The 1,464-nt window shown below is 66.6% G+C and carries 1 protein-coding gene and 1 pseudogene; both read right to left on the reverse strand.

The genetic code is table 11. The features are described 5' to 3' along the window. Window positions 1–314: 314 nt before the first annotated feature. Window positions 315–1,221 (reverse strand): annotated as a pseudogene (locus A6302_RS20275) (amino acid--[acyl-carrier-protein] ligase). 9 nt (window positions 1,222–1,230) lie between these two features. Beyond that, window positions 1,231–1,464 (reverse strand): acyl-CoA dehydrogenase family protein (locus A6302_RS20280; protein ID WP_141704036.1); only part of this gene is annotated, 234 nt, incomplete at its 5' end.

The raw sequence follows: 1,464 nt of genomic DNA on the forward strand, positions 1-1,464 counted from the left end.
ATGGTCGTCGTTTCCCTGAGGTTGTCCCGTGAAGGACGGCGGATGTGCGGAGCGGGATGGTGGTGTGCGGCGGCTTTTCCCTCGTCCTTCGAGACGGCCCTTCGGGCCTCCTCAGGATGAGGGAAAAGGGCAGCGCGGAGATCGGGACGCCGGTCTCAGGAAGGCCTCACCTCACGAGTCTTTCCCTCACGAAGGTGAAGGCTTCATCGTTGCCGTGGTCTCACCCTCATGAAGGCCTCATCCTGAGGAGGCCCGCAGGGCCGTCTCGAAGGACGAGGCCGGGCGCCCCGGTCTCGCCCCACGAGCGATTTCCCTCACCCCCAGAGCACCTTGCGCACCGGCTCCGGCCAGGCCTTCACGTCCACGCCGTGGTGGCGGAACAGGGCGAGCGCGACGCGCTCGAGGCCGAAGCGACGCAGGCGGTGTGGGCGGTCTCGCCCTCGCGGGTGACGATGCCCCAGGTCTTGCCGAAGTGGTCCTGATGGTAGTTGAAGCTCAGGCAGGCGGTCGGGTTCTCTTCGCTGTTGACCGGCACCAGCAGCTCGAACTTCAGGCCCTGATCGCGCTGGTTGACCTTCATCATCCGGCCGGCGCGGCCGAAGAAGGGGTCGTTGGCCACATCCACCGTCAGCGGCAGGCCGAGGGCGGCGACGAGTTCCTGGCCGCGGGTCAGCCAGCGCTCGCGAAAATCGACCACCTGTTCGGGCGTCCGGCGCGCACGTATTCGCGCATCCGGAACAGCTGCATCCGGGTCGGCTCCTTGGAGGGCTCGTGGCGGAAGCAGTAGGACTGCAGGTCGAACAGCCGGCCGTCCTCGGGCAGCGGGCCGCGTTTCGCGATCACCGGATAGAGCGGGTAGCAGGCGGCCGGCGTCAGGACGATGTCGGTCGCCTTCTGGTCGTCGGTCCAGTCCTCGCCGGCCGCAAGGCACTCGATGATCCGGTTGTGGCCGTGGTCGTCGCCGCAGAAGCTGTGCACCGTGCCGGCCAGCTGCGGGAAGCTCTTGAGATAGCCGCTCTTCTCGAAATTCGGCCGGCTCATGCCCGGCGGGAACCGCACCACCTCGGCGCCGTCGTCCTCGCCGTAGCGGGTGACCAGCGCGTCGAAGCGCGTCACCACGTCCTCGAACACGCCGCTGCGGCCATAGAGACCGTCGACGCCCGATTCGATCAGCAGCCCGCTCGCGAACAACTGGTCGAGGAAATTGCCCTGCATGTCCATGGGATTACCTCAGAAGACTGCGTCCTGCCGCTGCACGAGCAGGAGATTGGACGTGTTGGCGAGAATGCGGTCGTTGCTGATCATCAGCCGGGCCGAATGGGCATCGCGCAGATGGCGGCCGACGCTGAACGGGGTGCCGTTCTTGTAGCCCATGATGCCGCAGACGAGCAGCGCCTGGTCGATCACCGCCAGCACCTGTTCGGAGGCGGAGACCTTGAGGTTGTTCATCGCCACGGCAAAGCC

It is taken from the genome of Methylobrevis pamukkalensis (assembly GCF_001720135.1).
GTDB classification, from domain to species: domain Bacteria; phylum Pseudomonadota; class Alphaproteobacteria; order Rhizobiales; family Pleomorphomonadaceae; genus Methylobrevis; species Methylobrevis pamukkalensis.